19 protein-coding genes are annotated in these 20,509 nt (G+C 42.6%); 4 read left to right on the plus strand and 15 right to left on the minus strand.

The annotated features are described in order from the left end of the window. Window positions 1-173 precede the first annotated feature (173 nt). Window positions 174-950 (minus strand): SDR family oxidoreductase, encoded by a 777-nt coding sequence (locus D9X91_RS14215; RefSeq protein WP_121681308.1) that lies wholly within the window; start codon window positions 948-950, stop codon window positions 174-176. Window positions 951-1,271: 321 nt separating this feature from the next. On the opposite strand from D9X91_RS14215, the gene D9X91_RS22535 reads away from it, so the two are divergent. Next, window positions 1,272-1,424, plus strand: a complete 153-nt coding sequence (locus D9X91_RS22535; RefSeq protein WP_158598326.1) for a hypothetical protein — start codon at window positions 1,272-1,274, stop codon at window positions 1,422-1,424. Window positions 1,425-1,467: 43 nt separating this feature from the next. Here the strand turns inward: D9X91_RS22535 and D9X91_RS14220 are convergent, their stop codons facing one another. Beyond that, window positions 1,468-2,175, minus strand: a complete 708-nt coding sequence (locus D9X91_RS14220) for a YukJ family protein (protein WP_121681309.1) — start codon at window positions 2,173-2,175, stop codon at window positions 1,468-1,470. A gap of 236 nt (window positions 2,176-2,411) precedes the next feature. On the opposite strand from D9X91_RS14220, the gene D9X91_RS14225 reads away from it, so the two are divergent. Beyond that, a complete protein-coding gene (locus D9X91_RS14225) occupies window positions 2,412-3,884 on the plus strand; it encodes a flavin monoamine oxidase family protein (protein ID WP_121681310.1) in 1,473 nt (490 codons plus the stop codon). Window positions 3,885-3,911: 27 nt separating this feature from the next. Here D9X91_RS14225 and D9X91_RS14230 read toward each other — a convergent pair whose 3' ends face one another. The 4 genes from D9X91_RS14230 to D9X91_RS14245 form a co-directional block, all read right to left on the minus strand. After that, window positions 3,912-7,067, minus strand: a complete 3,156-nt coding sequence (locus D9X91_RS14230) for a bifunctional cytochrome P450/NADPH--P450 reductase (protein WP_121681311.1) — start codon at window positions 7,065-7,067, stop codon at window positions 3,912-3,914. A gap of 98 nt (window positions 7,068-7,165) precedes the next feature. Beyond that, window positions 7,166-7,591: a hypothetical protein gene (locus tag D9X91_RS14235; RefSeq protein WP_121681312.1), complete on the minus strand. Its 426-nt coding sequence runs from the start codon at window positions 7,589-7,591 to the stop codon at window positions 7,166-7,168. A gap of 38 nt (window positions 7,592-7,629) precedes the next feature. Next, on the minus strand, window positions 7,630-8,475 hold the full coding sequence (locus D9X91_RS14240) for a GNAT family N-acetyltransferase (RefSeq protein WP_121681313.1): 846 nt from the start codon (window positions 8,473-8,475) through the stop codon (window positions 7,630-7,632). A gap of 201 nt (window positions 8,476-8,676) precedes the next feature. Continuing rightward, complete coding sequence (locus D9X91_RS14245; protein ID WP_121681314.1) at window positions 8,677-9,138, minus strand: NUDIX hydrolase; 462 nt, start codon at window positions 9,136-9,138, stop codon at window positions 8,677-8,679. A gap of 176 nt (window positions 9,139-9,314) precedes the next feature. On the opposite strand from D9X91_RS14245, the gene D9X91_RS14250 reads away from it, so the two are divergent. Then, window positions 9,315-10,262 (plus strand): LCP family protein, encoded by a 948-nt coding sequence (locus D9X91_RS14250; RefSeq protein WP_121681315.1) that lies wholly within the window; start codon window positions 9,315-9,317, stop codon window positions 10,260-10,262. 57 nt (window positions 10,263-10,319) lie between these two features. On the opposite strand, the gene D9X91_RS14255 is transcribed toward D9X91_RS14250, so the two are convergent. From D9X91_RS14255 to D9X91_RS14275, 5 genes are all read right to left on the minus strand, one after another. Continuing rightward, window positions 10,320-10,706 carry a DUF302 domain-containing protein gene (locus D9X91_RS14255; RefSeq protein WP_121681316.1) on the minus strand — a complete coding sequence of 129 codons (387 nt, stop codon included), beginning with the start codon at window positions 10,704-10,706 and terminating at the stop codon, window positions 10,320-10,322. Window positions 10,707-10,727: 21 nt separating this feature from the next. Beyond that, window positions 10,728-11,027, minus strand: coding sequence for a rhodanese-like domain-containing protein (locus tag D9X91_RS14260; RefSeq protein WP_121681317.1), 300 nt, complete (start codon window positions 11,025-11,027; stop codon window positions 10,728-10,730). A 122-nt stretch (window positions 11,028-11,149) separates the two neighbouring features. Beyond that, window positions 11,150-11,356 carry a copper chaperone CopZ gene (gene copZ / locus D9X91_RS14265; RefSeq protein WP_121681318.1) on the minus strand — a complete coding sequence of 69 codons (207 nt, stop codon included), beginning with the start codon at window positions 11,354-11,356 and terminating at the stop codon, window positions 11,150-11,152. 132 nt (window positions 11,357-11,488) lie between these two features. Continuing rightward, entirely contained in the window at window positions 11,489-13,882 is a 2,394-nt protein-coding gene (locus tag D9X91_RS14270) for a heavy metal translocating P-type ATPase (protein ID WP_121681319.1), read from the minus strand. Between the two features lie 19 nt (window positions 13,883-13,901). Then, window positions 13,902-14,210 (minus strand): metal-sensing transcriptional repressor, encoded by a 309-nt coding sequence (locus D9X91_RS14275; RefSeq protein ID WP_121681320.1) that lies wholly within the window; start codon window positions 14,208-14,210, stop codon window positions 13,902-13,904. A 276-nt stretch (window positions 14,211-14,486) separates the two neighbouring features. Here D9X91_RS14275 and D9X91_RS14280 point away from each other — a divergent pair, with 276 nt between their 5' ends. After that, entirely contained in the window at window positions 14,487-15,212 is a 726-nt protein-coding gene (locus tag D9X91_RS14280) for a DUF4396 domain-containing protein (RefSeq protein WP_121681321.1), read from the plus strand. Between the two features lie 234 nt (window positions 15,213-15,446). Here D9X91_RS14280 and D9X91_RS14285 read toward each other — a convergent pair whose 3' ends face one another. From D9X91_RS14285 to D9X91_RS14300, 4 genes are all read right to left on the minus strand, one after another. Continuing rightward, window positions 15,447-16,163 carry a LutC/YkgG family protein gene (locus tag D9X91_RS14285; RefSeq protein WP_121681322.1) on the minus strand — a complete coding sequence of 239 codons (717 nt, stop codon included), beginning with the start codon at window positions 16,161-16,163 and terminating at the stop codon, window positions 15,447-15,449. Then, complete coding sequence (locus D9X91_RS14290) at window positions 16,141-17,592, minus strand: LutB/LldF family L-lactate oxidation iron-sulfur protein (protein ID WP_121681323.1); 1,452 nt, start codon at window positions 17,590-17,592, stop codon at window positions 16,141-16,143. Before D9X91_RS14290 ends, D9X91_RS14285 begins: the two co-directional genes overlap by 23 nt. Then, a complete protein-coding gene (locus D9X91_RS14295; RefSeq protein WP_121681324.1) occupies window positions 17,583-18,317 on the minus strand; it encodes a (Fe-S)-binding protein in 735 nt (244 codons plus the stop codon). The genes D9X91_RS14290 and D9X91_RS14295 overlap by 10 nt, the downstream gene beginning before the upstream one ends. A gap of 235 nt (window positions 18,318-18,552) precedes the next feature. After that, complete coding sequence (locus tag D9X91_RS14300; RefSeq protein ID WP_158598327.1) at window positions 18,553-20,439, minus strand: DUF2339 domain-containing protein; 1,887 nt, start codon at window positions 20,437-20,439, stop codon at window positions 18,553-18,555. Window positions 20,440-20,509 lie beyond the last annotated feature (70 nt).

Here is a 20,509-nt window from a genome sequence, read left to right on the forward strand (position 1 = left end):
CTTTCTATTTTTGGATATTTGTGTATGTTTTTAATATAACAAACGATGTCTTTTTCCGGAACACTTTATACTATTTTTTCATTTTGTTAGTTTTCTTCTTTTTTTGAGAGGTTATCAATCTTTACAAAACTACAAACAAAAAAGGAATGGCAGCGCCATTCCTTTACTCATGATCAATCCCAGAAACCACCGTCCGAGTGAATGATTTGACCGGTGATCCACCGGGCTTCGTCACTTACCAGAAAAGCTATGAGCCGGGCTGCATCCTCTGGAACGCCAATCCGACCCATTGGGAATTTTGGCTTTAAGAATTCTTGAATTTCATTGTTCATCCACCCTGAATCTGTCGGACCAGGATCGATGGCATTTACCGTAATATGATGTTGAGCCAGCTCAGCAGCCAATGTTTTCGTAAAGGTGGAGATGGCTCCTTTCGTTGTCACATAGGCAAGGTTCCCGGGCTGCGGGCTTTTGTCCTGTCCAGATACAAGGTTGACGATCCGCCCACCGCCTTTTCCTTGCAGGCGTTTGGCAAATTCAACGGACAGCATGCAGGTCCCTCTCACATTCACGGCATAGTGGGCATCCAATATGCCCGATGTCATTTGCAGGAAATCGACCTCGACACAGTATGTCGCATTATTAATCAAGATTGTAGGCTGGCCAAATACATTTTCTACTTCATTTAAGAGTCTGGCAGCAGCATCTTCTTCAGCTAAATTGATTTCCAGATGTGAAGAGCGTATTCCATGGGATTTCAATTCTTCATTAAATGCTTCTGGCCATGTGGTGTCTGCATCCTCATATCCTGTTGCCGCATCATAGCTCGACCAATGCGTGAAAAAGACGTCGGTTCCGTTTTGTGCAAGCTTCCGGCAAATTGCGGCACCTATGCCATTGGGTCTGCTGGTCCCGGTTACGAGTGCTACCTTTTGAATGAAATTCTTCATTTTTTTCGTTCCTCCCCAAAATAAGGGACAGGATAATCGTTTCGGAGATGCGAATTCCCAAAACCTGTGGATGATTTATCTTTCCCCTTGTACCGCTAAATGACATACCTATCCCGCATTAAATCTGCGAGACAGTTTATAAAAAGCCATTAACCATTGCAAGGACATCCACACATACTTCATAATTCCCCTTTCATTCATCTCCAACTTCATTTTAGCAAACACTTTCAACACGAAAAAGGAATATAATGCATTAATTTGAAACTTTTTGACAATTAACACGTATTACATGATATAGTCAAATTCGGGGAGGTACATAAAATGAAAAAACCACTAGCATTAATCATTGGCTTGTTACTTATTATCCTAGTCGTTCTTGGGACAGCTGAACATCAAGTAAGTGCGATAACAGCTGCAGGAGCGGTGCTTGGACTGGGATTGGTTACGATGAAAAGAATGTTCAGCATGAAATAATAAAATGGCGCCTCCAATTTAAATGGTCGGCGCCGTTTTTTTTTTAGGAAGTATGACTATGTCTATCTACTTGGTTCTTTTCTTTCAGGTGATCACATTCTTCGGCCGGTTTTATTGGGTTTCCATCTTCATCCGTACACCAGGATTGTGATTGGAACGCCAGGAAAATACCCACCCACCGGTCCTCCAATTGTATGAATAGAGCCCCGTCTTGAAAGGAACCGTTATCTTTTTCCCACCTGCCTTCATTTCCTTGATTCATATGAATATCATGGATTCCCTGTCCCGGCGTAAAGTGAAAGTATTGATCGCTTTTGTTTTTTTCAGGGCCCCATTTTGCTCCAAAAGCATAAATAGTCGACTTATTTTTGATTGCTTCATTTACGTAATGCTGAATTTTGTCGTTTAGATCATTATCCGGCCCTTCCACCTCTGGCGGGAGTGCAACCATATCTGCTGGGTCGAACCATTGAGCTTTAATAAAGTCGATTCCGATAGGCGGATTGTTTTGTTTGATCTGAGTAAAACCTGATTTTAGCTGGAGTAGATGATCCGTCTCTTCATTTTTCAGTTGATGGCTGACCAGGTAAAGGACTTCGGAAGGATAGCCTTGTGATTTGATGTTGATGGCAATCCTGTATTCCTCTCCGTTTTCATCATGGACAAGAATTTGGAAATGTGGGCTTTTTTCACTGCCTATTAGAGCTTTCACCGGTGTTCCTTTCAGTACGCCATAATGTTTGATTGGCATTTGGCTCCCTCCTCAATTTGCGGATATGTGATGTATACCCGTTGACCTCAAAACAAATCCCTATTTTGATCAAATTCGGTTAAAAGCCCCATAAATCCTTTTCTTTTACAAAAAAATTAATATTTTGCAGGATGATACTTTTTCCCCAATAAACCGTTGTGGAATCATATCAATGCCTCTACACGAATATTTTGAAAAGAAACGTGAATTTTGATGGTGAAAGGAGTAAACATTTAATGACCAATTATTTACCCCCTTATTACACACCATCTCAACTGACTCACATCATTCGGAACGGATTGCCGAAAACGGATTCTCCTAAAGATATACTTATAGCAGGAGCAGGAATGGCCGGTCTGGTAGCCGCCTCGATCCTTAAACAAGCTGGGCACCGAGTCAAGATCATCGAAGCGAGAAGCCGGGTTGGAGGAAGAGTATATACGATTCGTTCCCCGTTCACAGATGAAAACTACTTCGATGCTGGGGCGATGCGGATCCCAAATATGCATTATTTGGTGTTTGAATATATAAATAAATTCGGCCTTCAGGTAAATCCGTTTGTCAATTCATCTCCAAATGATCTCATTTATGTGAATGGGATCATGACAAGATCCTATTTGTATCAGCAAAATCCTGACATATTAAAATATCCCGTTTCTCCCATCGAAAAAGGAAAAACGGATTATGAGCTCATAAAATTCAGGGTTCAAGGCATCATCGATTATATTAATCAAAACCCACTTAAAAATTGGCCCAAAGTGGTGAAAAACCTCCAGAAGTATTCATTTACCACTTACTTTCGCAATAACCAAAATGGGGAGTCCCTTTCACCCGGTGCCATGGAAATGGTAAAAGTCTTGTCGGATGTTGAAGGAGTTCCTGAATTTTCTTTTTTAGAATTGCTGCGTGAGTTTATGATTCTATTCAATAAGGAAGTTCAATTTTACGAAATTCCAGGTGGGATGGATCAGCTTCCAAAGGCATTTCTACCAGACTTGAAGGATGATATCATCTTCCATCAAAAACTTACAAGAATAGAACAAGGTAAGGATCAAGTGACTTTTTCATTTATTGACACCCACTCTGATTCAACATCTCAACTTTCCGCAGATTACGCTATTGTCACCTTGCCCTTCACGATCCTGCAATTTGTAGAAATTGAACCAAGAAGTTCATTCTCCCATGACAAGTGGAAGGCAATCCGTGAATTGCACAGCGTCCCGTCAACGAAAACAGGCATTCAATTCAACAGCCGTTTTTGGGAAAAACAAGGTTTATTCGGAGGCAAGACCATGACAGACCTTCCGATTCGACTGGCTTATTACCCCAGCCATGGTTTTGGAGAAAAAAGCGGAGTGGTCCTTGGCAGCTACACCTGGGAAGACGATGCCCTCATTTGGATGTGTAAATCCGAGGAAGAGCGCATCCAAGAAACATTAAAAGAGCTTGCTTTTATCCATGGGGAAGAAATCCGGTCTCATTTTGTCACAGGGGCGTCACACAGCTGGTCCTTGGATCCTTATGCAACCGGCGCCTATACCCTTTTCAAACCTGACCAGGAACTGAATCTTTATCCCGTAATATCCGCTGCTGAAGGCAGGGTCCATTTTGCAGGTGAGCACACCTCCCTCCCACATGGCTGGATCCAAGGTGCAATCGAATCCGGGATCCGAACTGCCATTGAAGTAAATAATCGACAAAAAGGATGAATCGATTTGATTCATCCCTTTTTTTAATTATTGTCCCGCCCAGACATCCTTTGCATATCGCCCGCTTCTTTCCAGCCCTGCAAGCCATTTCCTGGATTCTTCCTCTGTAGCGGAATGAACCCTTCCATATACTGCGATAAGTGTATTTTCTACATCTGGGGCCATTTTGCTTCCATCTCCACAAATGTATAAATGGCCGCCATGATCCAGCAGTTGTATCAGATGGTCCCCATCCTTCTCAATCAGATGCTGAACATATGTTTTCGGACAGTCTCCCATTCTTGAATATGCTGTGTGCAAGATGATGATCCCATCTTCAACAGCCATCTCCAGTTCGTCACGATAAAGAAAATCAAACTCGCTATGACGGCATCCAAAGTAAAGGTGTGCTTTGCCGAGTGCTTTTCCTTCCCTTTTCCACGCTGACCTAGCTTGGATAAATCCTCTGAATGGTGCTATGCCCGTACCCGGTCCGACCATTATAATCGGTGTTTCAGGACTTTCAGGAAGTTCAAATCCTGATTCCGGCGATGAAAGGAAGCATGTTACAGTGTCCCCTTGATCAAGCTGTGCTAAATAATTGGATGCAACCCCCTTGTATTCCCCATTTCCGCTCCAAGAATTTCCCCGTACTACACTGACTGTGATGCTGCCCGTGTCCTCATTAACTTTTGGAGATGAAGAAATGGAATAATACCTTGGTTTCATACCAGGAAGTAAGGCTAAAAATCCAGCGAAATCCATACTGACAGCCGGATACTTTTCCAATAGATCGAGCATGGATATTCGCTTGGATAAAACCATTTCTTTATATACACCTTTTTGTGTCAGTGCTTCCAATTCCTTTTTATGCGGCGGGCACTCCGTAGCAGCAGCCAATTCCCGAAGCTGGCTGCGCGTGGCAGGCTCCTGCAATTCCACAAAATTGGTCAACAAATCGAAAATGGAAATCGTCCGTCCCAAAGGCAGATGCATCTGCTTCAAGTTTCCATGATGAATACGGATGTGTTGATTTGCTTCAAGGTGGAAACGATTCATAACCCGCTCCACTAATTCACGGTCATTTTGAGGTATGATCCCGAGGTGATCGCCTTCTTTATACATATTACTGCTTGGCAGGGAGACCTCAATATGTCTTGTGCTACGGTTGCTGCCTTTTGCTTGCAGTTCCCGGTTTTCAATGACCCTTGCTGTGAAGGCGCGATGTGACTTGGCAATTGGCGTTTCAGCGGTTTCGTTGACATACTCGAGAGAAAATGCAGCCGCTGCATCGCTATTCACCTCTAGCTGGAGGTTAAATTCCATCGCAAGGCTCTCCCACAAATCGTCTCTCCAGGCTTCATACGTTGCTTCAAAATCATCGCTAGCATCCGCTTCTCCCCGCTCGCAGATGCGATACGCCCCATTACTGGACAATTTGGAATCAATGAATTGCGGGATTCTCTGATATGTTGTCGCCCAATTGGAATCTCCACAGCCGAATACGGCATATTTTATCCCCTCCACCTCTTTGCCTTTTGCCTCTTCCAGCCACTTCACGAACTGTTTGGCATTATCAGGTGGGGTTCCATTATAGGATGATGTGACAATCACCACTGCCCCTTTTGATGGCAAGTTCCCCATGTATGCATCCAGCTGTGCTACATTTGTTTCAAAACCCAGATTCATGCCGATATCTGCTAGATCCCGGGCTGTCCCTTCTGCCGTTCCCATATTGGAACCGTATAAAAAAAGTAATGGAGTCCCATGTGTTTGCGCTTTTTTTGGCTTAATCAACTTCAGTTTTTCATGGTCATTCACGGATTCGTCTGGCCCAATTGAACGATGTTTCGAACGGACCTTCAATGTAAACCCATCAGGCTTCAGCGTTAAAGTTTCTTTGACGTCTAGCTGATAATTTAAATGGTCGATAAAATCAAAGTGCTTCAACATCATTCCCAGGATCAACTTTGCTTCATGGAGGGCGAACTGCTGCCCAATGCATGCTCGCTGTCCATTTCCAAAAGGTTTAAAGGCGTGCTGAGGGATGTTGCTTAGATTTTCAAAACGCTCAGGTTTGAAATCCTCTACATCATCACCCCATACCGTACGATCGCGATGAAGCTGAGGGATCAAGACCATCAGTTGATCCCCGCGGTTCAAAGGATAATCGCCTCCAAGAACAACATCATCTTTTGCATATAGCGAAAAGGCCGGAGCCGTCGGCCATAATCGCAAGGCTTCATTGAGCACCATGCCTATGTATTTCAATTGTTTTACCTGCTTGTATCCAGGAACGGGATCGATGAGAACCGCTTCTGCCTCTTCAGCAGCTTTTTTCAATTTCTCTGGATTCTTCACTAAATAGTAAAGTGCAAATGAGAGTAGACCGCTTGTGGTTTCATGGCCGGCTATTAAAAAGGTGATAATCTGATAGCGAATGTTTTCATCGTCGAGTGCTTCTCCAGTTTCCGGATCTACACCATTCAGCATATGGGTGAGCAGGTCATTTTTCTGAAACCCGCTCTCCTTCCGTTCTGAAATGATTTTATCGACAAGCTCGAACATGTATTTCTTATCTTTTTCAAATTGGCGTTTTTTATTGACCATCAGCTTATCTTGAATTCCGAGGCGCTGCAGTTGTTTCATTGCTTCCTCCAATGCACGGACCATGCTTTGGATGAATGGATGGGGGTTCTCCTGATAGAAACTGTTGAAGCGGTAGTTGAAGCCGCACAGTCCAATCGTATCCAGTGTCAGCCTCGTCATATCCTCCGGCACTTCGATATGGTCATCCGGATTCAATCGCTCCCATTTTTGGATAAGTTGTACGGCAATGTCAACCATCATCGAATGATATCCCTTCATAGCCTGCTGGCTGAAGCTCGGAAGAAGGATATTGTGTGCCTTATGCCAGTTCTCTTCATGCGTCCAGCTCGTAAATAAACCGTCTCCAGTAAAAGCCCGGACATTCTTTAATGGTTGGCTTACATTTTTATCGAATTTGGATTCATCACAAGCCTCCTTGACAAGACGGTGCCCCGAAAGATAGCGAATGACCCTATTCGGCACTTCAAACCTGAAGATTTCACCATGTTCTTCTGCCATTTTCATCAAAGATTGCATCGGTTTTTCCTTGTCGATGACTGGCAGGTTCCTAAGGGGACCATATGTTTTCGGCTGGGGCATTTGCTTTGCTTCCATGATCAATCCTTCTTTCTTATTTGTGTTTTAGCCTGCAACGCTGTATTAAACTTTTTATTTATCGTTTTATTAATCTTATTAAATATTCTAATATCTAATCAAGCAGACAGGCTCAGCAGCAAATATTTGAAGAAAAAGAATAGAATGAATGCAGTGATAATCATTAGATGGAAGGTCATGACTTTAAATCTTGTTTTTTTCACAGGAAGAGCTTCTCCCTTTTTTCCAACAGAGCCACTGTAAATGAAATAATAATCGCTGATGAATAGAACGGCACTTACAGTCTTCAAAATGATATTTTTTAATATTACAAATGCCATGACAAGGACAAATCCTCGGACAAACATGATGGTGATGAATGAAACAATAATGAAAGAGGCTCCCATTTTCATTCCGGTTGGAGGATCCGGTGCTTCTTTTTCTTGATGATTCATCCTTTCCACAATGGCTTGGGCATTCATGATAAAGGTCAAGAAAATATAGCCAAGGATGATCCATTCGCTGCTGCTTAAATGATTAAACATGTTTGCAACCTCCTGACAATTCTATAATTCTAAAGTTCTTAATATTTTGGGATGACCACAGCATTGCAGATTTTTTCATAAAATTCGATTGGTCCTGCTCCGCCAAATACGACGTATTCATAGCCAATTTCCTTCATTTCCATTAAACAGGTGCAGACGAGATTGGAGCCGATCCCATTAGCGCGTTCGGTTTGAATGACACCCATTGGCCCATAATATCCCTTTTTCTTTTTGTAAGTATCATAGCAGGCAAATCCGATGATATCTTGCTGGTCATTCAATGCAATAAAAATAGGGACTTGAGTATTGACATTAAAACCCTTTTCGATGGTTTCCGCCCATTCATTGGAGAAATTCTTTTTGATAAAATCAATCAGGGGTTGTTTGTCTGTTGCTTCTGCTCTTTTAATATCTATGAAAGATGTTTTTTCTGGAGGTGTATACGAAGGCAAATGAGTAATTAAGTCTCTGGAGGTTGTTCCATGGGATAAAATTATCTCATTTTGCTTACTGGTCAAAATGGAATCGAGCTGTTTTGATAATATCAAAGCCTTCAAAACATGCCCCTCATTAAGATGGATTTGATTGTAGCGGTTCATGTATTCGATCGCCTGTTCCATGATGGCATTTACTTTCGGGGACACACGGCTTTGGAAAAAATCGTTACTGGTTGAAGTTTGACCGATGGGTTGCCCTGCAAACTCTCTTAAACTTAAAAAATCAAAATCCCCTTTTAGCAGGATTTCACCAAGCACACCAGACTTTTCCCGCAAACTGCCAATCAAAAGATGGACCGGCTGCAAAACCTTTCCTTGCCCCTCTTCTTCTGCAAACGTTAACACCCTCTTTAAACGATCCGTCAACCGATGCGTTGAAACCTGCAATTGAACCCCTCCATTTCATTTGTGGTGACAGGCACCATCCATTTTCTGGATGGTGCCTGTCACCCTATCAGGGATTATTTTCCATTATACAGAAATATAGTTCATTATTGTCGATCTTAATACTGAAAGTTATGTATAATCAGTAACAATTAACTTTTACTTTTACAAATACACGGATATTTGGACATGCAACAAGCAGCTTTACTTGCGATCATTAGAAGTAAAGTATTCCTTTAATATCGTTCGATGGCTGCCGACCATTTCTCCCGGGAATTCATCTTCATGAAAATATTGCAGCTTCGTCGATTCTGATAGATCCATTTCCATTGTTCCCTTTACATTTTTTGTCCAGTAAGCTGCAGTCACCACATAAAATTCGTCCCCATTCGCTGCAACGGTAAAATGATCTGGCCCTGAATAAACATTAATCAATTTCAATTCATCGATTGTCAGTCCCGTTTCTTCTAACACCTCGCGTTTTGCCACATCCTCCGTCGATTCACCAAGTTCCATTAGTCCTCCAGGAAGCCCCCAAACCCCCTGAGGGTACGTTCTCTCCTGGAGCAGAACCCTTCCTTCATCATCCACAATCACTGCGACAGCACCAACTAAAATCAACGGCCGATGGCCAACGAGATTCCTGATATCTTCTATATAACCCAATTAATACACTCCTTTCTTCACAGGGTGACAGGCACCATCCATTATTTGGATGGTGCCTGTCACCCTATCATAACACTTTCTAATTCACAATATTTACAAAACTAGAATTATAGTTAATAATATACATAAACTTTCCATGATTTACATCTAGGAACTATAGATAAAAGAGGGGTTTTATGAAGCAAAGATTTGAGCATCGTAGAAAAAAGAGAAAAAAGAGGCGTTTACGTATATTTTTCACTATCGTTACATTATTCTTTCTTTCCATTGCGGGATATGTCCTGTTTCAATATTATGCTGGAAAACAGGTGACCGCAAATGACAAGGACATCATCGAACCGCAGGCAAAAGCTGAATTCCACGGCCAGGAAAGCAAAGTCGGCAAGACGAACATCCTGCTCCTAGGTGTTGACGGCCGCGGGGCAATCGAAGATTCCAATTCCGATACGATGATTATCGCCCAATACGATCCTGATAAGAACAGTGTCAAAATGGTCTCGCTCATGCGCGATATGTTCGTCCGCGTACCTGGATATGATGGAAGAAAAAAAATGAACTCTTCCTTCCTTTTGGGCGGGCCGGAATTGACAAGACAAACGATTAAAGAGAACTTCGGAATCGATATCCAATATTATATCATGGTCAACTTTAAAGGCTTCGAACAAGCGATCGATACACTTGCCCCTGATGGAATCGAAGTCAATGTGGAAAAGGCGATGAGTTATCACATTGGCGTCAACCTTCAGCCAGGTTTGCAAAAGTTGAACGGAAAGGAACTATTGGGATATGCCCGCTTCAGGCATGACATTGACAGTGACTTCGGACGCGTCAAGCGCCAGCAAAAAGTCATCAAACTTGTATCTGATGAGGTCATGAGTGCCAATGGCATCCTGAAGGCTCCTAAACTATTAGGGGAAATCCAGCCCTACATCTATACAAACATGAGCTCAGTCGCTGAATTGAAATTCGTAAAAGACTTCCTCCTTCATCGTCCGTCTGTGACGGATACTATGTCATTGCCTGTTGAAGATGGATATGTAAATGATTATGATGAAGTATTTCATGACATTCTACGCATCGACGACCAAAAAAACCGTGATGCGATCAATCAGTTTTTGAATTAATAAAGGTGACAGGCACCATCCATAATCTGGATGGTGCCTGTCACCTTTTCCTTTGAACTATTTACATCCATCGATACATTTTTTTAGTCTTGCTTCTACATCCTTTGCTATTTCATCCAAGTCAGGGTCATCGGCTAGGTGAATTAGTGAACTTGGGTTTGGCATTCCGATTTTGGTTTTTCCCCCATCTTCATAGACAACAATTTTACATGGGAGAAAATAACCGACTTTTTTGTCTTTGCTTAACACTCTGACAGCTTCGTCCGGATTACAGACCTCCAATACACGGTATGCACTGGAAAAATCCTTGCCTTTTTCCTGAAGCTTCCCTGCAAGGTCGAAGTCCCAAAGCACCCCGAATTTTTCCTCCTTTAATTGATCTTCAAGGGCAGCAATCGCCTCTTCGATTCCTTTGGTGGTTTCCACTGTATAATCAAATTGCATTACGATCTCTCCTTATTTTGATTAATTGACAACTTCTCCGTCCCATTCTTCCATCCCGCCTTGCATAGACTTGGCATCCAAGCCGTATTCCCTAAGTAGTGCCGCAGCTTTTTCACTCCTCATCCCACTTCTGCAAACCGTGATATACTTTTCTTTTTTATTGAGTGTCTCTACTTTTCCCTCGAGTTGATCCAATGGAATATTTTCAGCTCCGGGGATCTTCCCTTCTTTTACTTCATCAGGTGAACGGACATCAATGACGTGTACACCTTTTTCTTTTTTTAACTTCTCTACTTCACTAGGTTTAACAAAGGCTTGCATTTTATCCCTCCAACGAATTTGTTTTGTGTTCCGCAGTAATACATATACCCAGTACAGTATGCAATAAACGTAATATATCTCCAAATTAAAAAAGAGCCCTCAAATGAGAACTCTTTTAAAATTTATTTCACATCATATCCTTGGTCTTCCACTGCTTCCTTCATGTTTCCCAGGCCGACTTTTTCTGCATCGTATTTTACTTCCACTTTGCCATCCTTCAAAGAAACCTCTACATCTCTTACTCCTTCTAATTCACCTAACGCTGATTTGACAGCTTTCTCACAATGTCCACATGTCATACCTTTTACATTTAAAGTAGCTTGTTCCATGTTGCATCACCTTTCTTATTTGATTTAAATTTCCTTTGATCTTAATCGAAGGTTGTTTCAAATTCAGTTTACTGCTAACCGACAGATGAATGGTGTGCCCTCAGAAGTCTCGCTTATTCTGTTCATACCGTTTTAAAGTTTTATTCTTTTCAAACGAAGCGAGTTTGTAACGACTGAGACCGAACTAAAGGCCATGGCTGCACCAGCGACCCAAGGAGCGAGAAGGCCCAGTGCGGCAATGGGAATCCCTGCAGCATTATAAGCCAGAGCCCAGAATAGATTTTGACGAATATTTTTCATCGTTTTTCCACTCAATTCAATCGCTTTAGACAGGAGCAAAAGGTCGCCACCCATAATGGTCACATCAGCAGCCTCAATCGCAACATCGGTGCCTGTGCCGATGGCTATTCCAATATCAGCTGTTGCCAATGCTGGAGCATCATTGATTCCGTCTCCTACCATTGCCACCTTTTTACCTTGGTTTTGCAGTTTTCTTACCTCGTCTGCTTTTTCTTCGGGAAGTACTTCTGCCATCACATGTTTAATCCCCACGTTCTCAGCGATGGCATGAGCTGTACGTTCATTATCCCCTGTCAGCATGTAAACAGAAATCCCCATCTTCCTTAACCGATGCACAGCTTCTTTTGCAGTATCTTTAACGGTATCTGCAACTGCTATGACACCTAGAGCTTTGCTTTCGATGGCCAGAATCATGGCTGTCTTGCCTTCCTGTTCATAGTTAGAAAGCTTTTCGTCAAATGAATCGAACGATATTTGATGGTCTTGCATCAGTTTCCTCGTTCCTGCTAAAAAACGGTTTCCTTCTATTGAAGCAATGATACCATGGCCTGGAATCGCCTCAAAATGATCGGTTTTCATTTTTTGAGCCCCAAGAGATTCGGAATATTGGACAATTGCTTCAGCGAGCGGATGCTCGGAGGATTTCTCTGCCGCAAGTAAATACGGCAATACTCTCTCGTCCAATGTTTCGAAATCTGTCACTACAGGCTTTCCATTCGTTATCGTACCCGTTTTATCCAATACAATTGCATCAATTTTTTGGGTTCCTTCCAAATGTTCCCCGCCTTTAAACAGGATTCCAATTTCAGCGCCTTTTCCGGTTCCAACCATGATGGATGTGGGTGTTGCCAATCCCAATGCACAAGGGCAAGCAATGACCAACACGGCTATTGCCACCTCAAGGGCTTGAGGAAGATCATTTGGTGTGACAAAATAGAACCAAATCAAAAATGTAAGAACTGAAATACCGACTACAATCGGGACGAAGTATCCTGAAATGATATCTGCCATGCGCTGTATTGGAGCTTTAGAGCCCTGTGCCTCTTCAACTACTTTGATGATGCCTGCCAACGCTGTATCATTCCCGACTTTTGTTGCTTTCATTTGGAGCCGTCCATTTTTATTGATTGTAGAGCCTATGAGTTGATCACCTTCGCTTTTATCGACCGGAATCGATTCACCTGTGATCATCGACTCATCCACAGATGAACTTCCCGAAGTGACCTCACCATCCACGGGAATCTTTTCCCCAGGCTTAACTATCAGGATGTCGTCAACGACTACTTGATCAATGGGCACCTTAGCCTCTGCGCCATTTCGAATGACGGTAGCTTCCTTTGCCTGAAGATTCAATAAAGAAGAAATCGCTTCTGTCGTCCTTCCCTTAGCCAGCGCTTCAAAAAGTTTCCCGACTAATATCAATGTGATCAGAACCGCACTGGTTTCAAAATATACGTGTGGCATATAGTCCACATTCAACGTGTGGCGTATTGCCTCAACAGTGCTGTAAAAGTAGGCAGCCGATGTTCCAAGCGCTACAAGAACATCCATGTTGGCGCTTTTGTTTCTTAATGATTTGTATGCACCAGTGTAGAACTGCCAGCCAATAATGAACTGGACAGGGGTAGCCAAAGCGAATTGGAACCATGGATTCATCATTAAGTCGGGCACTTTCAGCCCCAAATCCCATGGCATATGGCCAAGCATTGTATATAGCAGCGGCAATGCAAGTATGATGGATGCAAGAAGCTTCACTTTTTTCCGCTGGATTTCCTGCTCCTTATAGGATGCCTTGGATTCTCGCTGCTCCTTCAATTTCCCTTCATAGCCGAGTTTTTTTATTTTATTTAATATGTCTTCCGTTGCAAGTATGCCCGGCTGGTACTCAATGACGGCCGACTCGTCAGCCAGGTTGACTGCTGCATTACTGACACCTTCCATTTTATTGAGTACTTTTTCAATTCTGGTTGAACAAGAAGCGCACGTCATGCCATAGATATCAAGTTCAAGTTTTTCATTCTGAACACCGTAGCCTAATTTTTCTATCTTTTGAACAATTTTTTCCGGGATTACGTTGTTTGAATCATACGAAATAGATGCGGATTCCATCGCAAGGTTTACGTTCGCTTCCACCCCATCGATCTTGTTCAAAACTTTTTCGATGCGGGCCGAGCAAGATGCACACGTCATGCCTGTTATGCCGAGTTTTATTTTTTTGTCTGTCATATGATCATCACCCAACTCGTCATGATTTTGAAAACTGCTCGAATACCTTCATTAGTTCTTCAATCGATTCATCCCCATTGCCTGCTTCAATCGCACCGCGGACGCAGTGATGCGTGTGTTTTTCCAACAAATTCAAACCGACCTTCTTCATGGCAGCATTAATGGCGGATAGTTGGACTAGAATATCAACGCAGTAGCGGTCTTCGTTCACCATTTTCTGGATGCCCCTAACTTGCCCTTCAATCCGTTTCAATCGATTGATCAATTTTTCTTTATCTTCATTTGAACGATGTGTCTTTTTATCAGGTTGTTTCATTTCATGATCCATCAACCATCACCTCTTCCTCTTTACTATACCCCCGTATAGTATAAGTGTCAAATTTGATGCTTCGCTTATATCATACCCTTTCCAACCAAATATCAATCTAATAAGCGACCGTCTCAAAGTTAATCTTTATATCTTAATACCCTGCAGGCTACACGTATATTTTCTGCCCATGTTTACAAGAATAAAATATTAGAAAATCATTGATAATTTCATCTATGTTTGAACAAATTATACCGGGGTATCGAATAATAGATAATATTTTCCGGGAGGGATTCGATGACATTACTGACTACGATTGCTTATATTTCAGTTTTTTTAGGAATATTATCGGCGATCACTATCTTATTGGACATTATTAAACACCCGCAGCCAATGAAGATCATGAACATTGTTTGGCCAATAAATGGACTTTACTTAGGACCATTCGGAATATGGGCTTATTGGGTAATGGGAAGATCCAAGAATGACCACTCGCATCACCATGAAAACCACGAAGATGATTCTAGGGAAGGCCATGATCATGAAAGTATGCATGGCGACAAGCCATTTTGGCAAAGTGTTTTCGTTTCGACAAGCCATTGTTCAAGCGGTTGTACGTTCGGGGATGCAGTCGGGGTGCCCATTGTTTTCTTATCAGGGCTGACCATCGCAGGGTCAACACTTTTTGCCCATTATACCGTTGAATTCGTATGCGCCTATATATTCGGCGTCTTTTTCCAAGTTTTTTCCATCGTTCCGATGAGTCGAAAAATGGGGAATGAGATGAGCTGGGGAAAAGGGTTCTGGAATGCTATTAAAGCCGATACACTGTCTTTAGTTGCATTTGAGATTGGGATGTTCGGCTGGATGGCCATTGTCCATTATGTGCTATTTACGAAACCGCCTGAACCTAACACAATGGTCTATTGGTTCATGATGCAAATCGCAATGATTCTTGGTGCTATCACCAGCTATCCAGCGAATTGGCTGTTGGTCAAAAAAGGCGTAAAGCATGGAATGTAAAAGAAAAATGCGCTCTTCCTTATAAAGGGAGCGCATTTTTTTCGGAAAGTGAGTATAAAACAAAGTAAAAATTCAACAAACCGCAGATACCCATTGTTGGAACACCGGTGTACAATTCGATCACTTCCATTTGCATCAATCATTTCTCTTTCTCCTGATTTTTATATGTTTAAAGGTATGTTTTTGAAAATTTTGCTCATTATCAAAGAGTGAATTAAAGCTCCGATCTGATTTCTATAGATTATCAACAACAATATACGTCGTCCGGATAGGCCCGTGGACGCCTACGACGAGGTTCATTTCGATGTCAGCGCTGTTGCTTGGACCTGAGATGAAATTTATGCAGGATGGAACGTGCTCTCCTGCTTCAACTTTTTGATGAATATCCTTTGCAGACTGTGTCAATCTTGGGACAATGGTGCTTTTGGGAATGATGGCGATGTAGCTTGCCGGGAGCAGGCTGACCGTCCTCGCCTTTCCTGCGCTGCTGAATAATACAACTGTTCCCGATTCAGCCAGTGCCATATCGCTGATAGTGATTCCAATATCGGCCCTTTCAGCAATGTCAATGTTTTCTTGTCCGAGAGTTGCATCCCATTCATGAATCTCTACTTCTTCTTTGCGGAGTTGATTAAATTTTTCATTAAGACCCATTTTTTCAAAACGGTCATCGTCACTTGTCACAATGGTCTTTCCATCATATTTATCTATAGTTTGTTCCAATGCTTCGGGTAATTCTGATAATGAAACGCATAGGAAGTCAGTATGTATTAGTTCGCATTGATCTTTTAACACCATCATAAGTTCATCCGCATTCAGCCCATTCAGCACATCCCATTGAGGCTGAAGGTTCCAGCTTGGCTTCTGCACAGCCCTTTCAAGGCGTGTTCTTCCAAGAGCCTGGGAAACGTTTTTTAAAAAAATCTCTTTATTTTGAATGAGCCCTTTCATCGTTGATTCCCCCTTCCATGCTGCGATTTTTGAACCAATCCCTGAAACGTTCTTTCTCCGGTGCTGGAAATTCACGATTATCCGTCCATGCCTTTAACAGACCTGGACCAGAAGAAATCTTACCATCTTTCGTGAAAGGCTTTACAACGGATGGGGCAAGTTTCGTTCCCATTTTATAAAGATTTGATGATCCCATGCCCAATTCGAACCCCTTCATGGCTAGCCACTCCGCTAAATCATTTCTTTTATCCACCTCTATGATTTTTTGCCTGTGCCTGATCAATAACTCATGAAGCGGAATTTTCACCGGGCAGGCATCTGTGCAGGCTGCACAAAGAGATGATGCAAAAGGCAATTCTTTATAGTCATCATATCCGGCAAGAAGCGGTGTCAAAACTGCGCCAATCGGTCCTGGATAAATCGATCCGTATGCATGGCCGCCGATGTGGCGATAAACTGGACAAACATTGATGCAGGCGGCACATCTGATGCAATGAAGAGCTTCCTGGAATTCAGTGCCTAATATGTTGGAACGTCCATTGTCGACTATGACCAAATGGAATTCTTCCGGTCCATCAACATCCCCTTCGTCTTTTGGACCAGTCAATGCTGTGACATAGCTCGTCAGTTTTTGTCCAACAGCACTTCTTGTGAGAAGACTCACCATTACATCAAGTTCTTCCCAAGTTGGGACGATGCGTTCCATTCCCATGACTGTTATTTGTGCCTTAGGCAAGGCTGTCACCATCCTGGCATTCCCTTCATTCGTTACCAACGCGATCGAGCCTGATTCAGCTACTGCGAAATTACAGCCGGTAATCCCGACGTCCGCCGCCAAAAATTCCTTGCGCAGCTGCTCCCGGGCAAAAAGCGTCAGCTCATCCGGATCCTCTGATTTCGCATACCCGAGACGGTCTTTAAATACATCTCGAATCTGTTCCTTATTTTTGTGCAATGCCGGCGCCACGATATGAGAAGGTGGATCCTGTTCGTCTATTTGTAAGATATATTCGCCGAGATCACTTTCAATCACTTCGCATCCAATGTCTTCCAACGCCTGATTCAGACCTATTTCCTCGGTCACCATCGATTTCGATTTGACGATTTTTCTTCCACTACTCTTTTTCACTACATTCCGGATATATTGATTCGCTTCTTCTGCGGTTTGGGCAAAAAAAACATGGCCACCCCGTTGGGCAATGTTTTCACTTAATTCTCCTAAGTAAAAATCGAGATACTCCATCGTATGCTGCCGAATTTCTTTTGCCAAGCTGCGCCATGATTCCCAATCGCCAAGTTCTTCCGCCGCATTCAATCGATTTCCTTGGAGCCGTTCCTGCGCAGAGCGCACTGCCCCCCTCATGAATTGATTCCCAAGTCCTGTATCCACGCGTTTTGAAAACGCGCCCTCCCCGATTTTTATCGACATGCTTGTCCCTCCCGGCTGTTCAAGATTTCGGCTATATGCATCACTTTTATCGGCTTTCCCTTTCGTTCGATTCGGCCGCCGATATTCATCAGACAGCCTCCATCTGCACCAATCAGGATTTCCGCTTCTGTTTCATCGATATTGGAAATCTTTTCGTCAACCATTTCCTCCGAGATGCTGCTCATCTTTACGGAGAACGTTCCTCCGAAACCGCAGCAATCCTGCGAATTTGGCAGATTGATAAGCTCTAAACCTTTTACATTTTTCAATAGTTTAATAGGTGCATCCTGTACACCGAGCAGCCTGGTCATATGACAGGATGTATGATAAGTGGCCCTGCCAGCAAAGACAGCCCCCGTATCTTCCAATTTCAAGACTTCCACCAAGAATTGTGTCAATTCGTACGTTTTTGCTTTCAATTTTTGTGCCCTTTCCTGCCATTCGGGCTCATTTACGAACAGAGACTCGTACTCCTTCAACATGTAAGCGCAAGAACCGGATGGGGTGACAACGTATTCTGATTCTGAGAATACTTGAATCATATGCTTGGCTATATGTTTGGCCGCTTTTTGATACCCACTGTTAAATGCGGGCTGGCCGCAGCATGTCTGAGCCTCAGGGAAATCAACCTCGCATCCCAATCGTTCCAGCAGCTCAACCGCTGCCTTCCCTGCACGAACATAAAATAAGTCACATAGACAAGTAATGAATAAAGAAACTTTCATGGTGAGGAACTCCTTTTTTAGAATGATTTCCGATCTTCATTGAGTATAGCTTTCTCGCTATTTTATGGACGAATTGTTTAAAGATTGAAAAACAGCGATGTTATGGATATTTCTATTTTACAACATTTTGAAACTGAATATTTACTATCCTATTGATTTCCCCTTGGATCGAAGCAGAATGAATAACACTTCCGGGTCATTTGATAGATAAAAAAAGCCATCCAAATGGATAGCTTTATGCTTTTTTCACGTAGTACAACCTGGAAAGAACGATCCCAATCATTCCTAATCCGATAAAAAGGATCGCACGAATAACAATGGTCACATACTGAAGATCAAATAAAATCAGTTTTCCCAGTGTCAATAAAAGCAGCCCCATCCCAAGCAGTCTCAAGGCTTTATTGTTATATAGCACCCCCGCAATGAGGCAAACGGAAGCATAGATGGCCCAACTGAATGAGATGGACATCATTTCGATATTAAAAGTGTAGCCTTTTGTCAGGCTGCTGACCATCAACGTGATAAACGCAAGCTGCACCAATGTATTTACAGCAATGATAAAGTAATGGATTATCGCCTGATCCTGATAATATCTTTTTGTCCATAGATATAGTCCTGAAAGGGAAATCAATCCTGTGAACCAGAGAATAGTTTCCCAGCCCAGCTTGATTACAGGAAGCTCGACGAGGAATACAACATGCATCAGGACAGCGATGATGCTTAAGCCGATCATCATTTCCTTTTTCTCTTGATGGAAACGATTGTTCATTTCAATCAAACCATACATTGAAGCAATGAACCCAATCCAAACGAAGGTTTCACCACTCCAAAGCTTGTCGATCGGTTGGACCATGACCATCAATCCACCGATGATGTATATGATATATCCTGAAATCTTTTGAAGTTCAAGCTTGAATTTTTCACCAAGATACACTGCAGCAATCCCCTCAAGCAGAAGTGCTGCCATTGTTGCAGCTTGATCATTTTCAAATAGCTGAAACCAAAGCAGTCCTAGTCCGAACGTAGCAATGGATAACGACACGGACATGAATTCATTTCTGGAAGTTTTATTAGCAATGAAAGCAATCGTGCAATAAACAAGGACCATCATCAATAAGTATCCGTTAAATATCGTTTCAGGAAGCAACCCTGCCTTTGCCCATGCAGTAGTGAGGACAAAGCTGGTAAATAAGATCGGGATCGGCAAAAGAGTATCCAGCTTTTTGAAAAACACGGAATAGAAAATAAGAAAGTGCTGCATTAACGCTCCAATCGCAATCACGAGCAGGATATCCTGCTGATATTGATCCGGTGTTACAATAAAGAAAAGTGCCAAAACAAAATGCAAAAGCCCCGTCGCTATAAAAAATAAAAGCTTATATCCAGTGTGAATCGCAAAATATAGTAAAACGCCATAGAAAAATATTTCATAGATAACCCCAACAAAAGGCGGCCCCTCCTGCCCGGCAAGCAGGAATGGGATCAAATAACCCATAACCGCGAAAAGGATTGCCATCACTTCTGAACGATGGCGTTTTGATAAATAGATCCCCAATCCAATCCATAGGATATTCATGATAAATGCTGGAGCAGCCGGAATCATCCCATACAAGCTGTTCATGGCAAACGTAGTTAATATGAGAATCGACACAGAGCCCGTCAATAGTACTTTCCCCAAGGCTGAACGATCGTGCTTGAATTGCTTTTCTCCGATGAACATGATGATGCCCGCTGACACGAATCCCAATATCACCCGCGCGGTTTCCGTCAGGATGCTGTACTCCACAGCGACCTTGAATCCCCATACAACACCTAAGAGCAGAACGAATATGAAGATCCTCGGAAGCCAGACCCTTCCGATCGCGTATTCCCAGTCGATCGGTTCTGTTTCCGTTTTGGTTATGGAGGTGGCCGATTGATTATTATTCGAAGCTTTTTCTTTAAAAATAGGCTCTGTAGGCAGTCCACTTCTCTTTGTTTCCGCACCCTTCAATTCATGAGCAAGTCTGATTTCTTTCCCGCCTTCTTCTTCCCTAACATCCAGCCGCTTCTTAAGCAGCCGAACTTCATTTTCCAGCTGATGGACACGCTCTTCCAAATGCTCGAAGCTTTGCTGATCCACACGATCTCCCCCTTGAACTCCACTAATAAACCAATCTCAAATTCCATTAATATCCTATTTTTACATTATA

It is taken from the genome of Falsibacillus albus, from assembly GCF_003668575.1.
Classification (GTDB): Bacteria; Bacillota; Bacilli; order Bacillales; family DSM-25281; genus Falsibacillus; species Falsibacillus albus.

What these genes read in the sequence shown, in the direction of transcription:
- D9X91_RS14215 (WP_121681308.1), bottom strand. Translation starts at nt 950, where the DNA reads ATGAAGAATTTCATTCAAAAGGTAGCACTCGTAACCGGGACCAGCAGA.
- D9X91_RS22535 (WP_158598326.1), top strand. Translation starts at nt 1,272, where the DNA reads ATGAAAAAACCACTAGCATTAATCATTGGCTTGTTACTTATTATCCTA.
- D9X91_RS14220 (WP_121681309.1), bottom strand. Translation starts at nt 2,175, where the DNA reads ATGCCAATCAAACATTATGGCGTACTGAAAGGAACACCGGTGAAAGCT.
- D9X91_RS14225 (WP_121681310.1), top strand. Translation starts at nt 2,412, where the DNA reads ATGACCAATTATTTACCCCCTTATTACACACCATCTCAACTGACTCAC.
- D9X91_RS14230 (WP_121681311.1), bottom strand. Translation starts at nt 7,067, where the DNA reads ATGGAAGCAAAGCAAATGCCCCAGCCGAAAACATATGGTCCCCTTAGG.
- D9X91_RS14235 (WP_121681312.1), bottom strand. Translation starts at nt 7,591, where the DNA reads ATGTTTAATCATTTAAGCAGCAGCGAATGGATCATCCTTGGCTATATT.
- D9X91_RS14250 (WP_121681315.1), top strand. Translation starts at nt 9,315, where the DNA reads ATGAAGCAAAGATTTGAGCATCGTAGAAAAAAGAGAAAAAAGAGGCGT.
- D9X91_RS14255 (WP_121681316.1), bottom strand. Translation starts at nt 10,706, where the DNA reads ATGCAATTTGATTATACAGTGGAAACCACCAAAGGAATCGAAGAGGCG.
- D9X91_RS14260 (WP_121681317.1), bottom strand. Translation starts at nt 11,027, where the DNA reads ATGCAAGCCTTTGTTAAACCTAGTGAAGTAGAGAAGTTAAAAAAAGAA.
- copZ (WP_121681318.1), bottom strand. Translation starts at nt 11,356, where the DNA reads ATGGAACAAGCTACTTTAAATGTAAAAGGTATGACATGTGGACATTGT.
- D9X91_RS14270 (WP_121681319.1), bottom strand. Translation starts at nt 13,882, where the DNA reads ATGACAGACAAAAAAATAAAACTCGGCATAACAGGCATGACGTGTGCA.
- D9X91_RS14275 (WP_121681320.1), bottom strand. Translation starts at nt 14,210, where the DNA reads ATGGATCATGAAATGAAACAACCTGATAAAAAGACACATCGTTCAAAT.
- D9X91_RS14280 (WP_121681321.1), top strand. Translation starts at nt 14,487, where the DNA reads ATGACATTACTGACTACGATTGCTTATATTTCAGTTTTTTTAGGAATA.
- D9X91_RS14285 (WP_121681322.1), bottom strand. Translation starts at nt 16,163, where the DNA reads ATGAAAGGGCTCATTCAAAATAAAGAGATTTTTTTAAAAAACGTTTCC.
- D9X91_RS14290 (WP_121681323.1), bottom strand. Translation starts at nt 17,592, where the DNA reads ATGTCGATAAAAATCGGGGAGGGCGCGTTTTCAAAACGCGTGGATACA.
- D9X91_RS14295 (WP_121681324.1), bottom strand. Translation starts at nt 18,317, where the DNA reads ATGAAAGTTTCTTTATTCATTACTTGTCTATGTGACTTATTTTATGTT.